Raw genomic sequence first — 1,030 nt, forward strand, 5'->3', positions numbered from 1 at the left:
CGCCCGACGGCCAGGACGCGGCCGTCGCGCACGGCCACGGCCTGCGCGTACGCGTTCGAGGGGTCCATGGTGACGACCCTCCCGCCGGTGATGACGGTGGTGGACAATGCACTCTCCTATTCGATGGTGATGGGAGCGGCCGGCACGCGGTCGCGGTGGCGGGGCGCCACGGCCAGGCAGAGCACGCTGAGCGCGCACATCGCGACGAGCAGGGCCACGGCCGGCCAGGCGGCGCCGCCGTACACGCCGACCAGAGCGGTGGCGGCCAGCGGGGACAGTCCGCCGAAGATCGCGCCGGCGCCCTGGTAGGCGAGCGAGATCCCGGTGTAGCGGACGTGCGGCGGGAACATCTCGGACAGGATGGCGGCCATCGGCCCGTACGTGCCCGAGGTGGCCAGCCGCATCAGGCCGAGCATCAGGAAGATCAGGAACGTGCTGTGCGAGCCGAGCACCGCGAACTGCGGCACGGCCAGCACCGCAGTGATGATCAGGAACCAGATGGCCACCTTGCGCCCGCCGAACCTGTCACCCATCCAGGCGATGCCGAGCGTGGCGACCAGCTCGACGAACGCGGCGAAGCTGAGGCCGTTCAGAATGAGCTGCTCGGTCTCGCCGACGGACGGGCCCGTGGCGTACGACAGCAGGAACGTGGTGAGGATGTAGTAGCCGCCGATGGCCACGGGCAGCGTGCCGATGCCGAGCAGCACCGACCGCCACGACGTGCGGAAGACCTCCTTGATCGGCACCCCGGTCTTGTCGGTCTGCTCGAAGACGGGCGACTCCTCGACGCGGAGGCGGATGAACAGGCCGACCAGCACCAGCACGGCCGAGATGATGAACGGCACCCGCCAGCCCCACGAGTGCAGCGCGTCATCGCCGAACAGGGTGATCAGGCTGAACGCGCCGGTGGCCAGCAGCGCGCCCGCCGGGTTGCCGAGCTGGGCGAAGCCGCCGTAGAAGGTCTTCTTGCCCTCCGGCGCGTGCTCGACCGCCATGAGCGCGGCCCCGCCCCACTCGCCGCCGACCGCCA

The 1,030-nt window shown here is 70.9% G+C and carries 1 protein-coding gene; it reads right to left on the reverse strand.

Translation table 11 applies throughout. From position 1 onward, the window contains the following. Window positions 1–116: 116 nt before the first annotated feature. A partial coding sequence (locus tag AB0J09_RS65775; protein WP_360714765.1) for an MFS transporter occupies window positions 117–1,030 on the reverse strand: 914 nt, incomplete at its 5' end.

The sequence above is a fragment of the Nonomuraea sp. NPDC049784 genome (genome assembly GCF_040659615.1).
Classification (GTDB): Bacteria; Actinomycetota; Actinomycetes; order Streptosporangiales; family Streptosporangiaceae; genus Nonomuraea.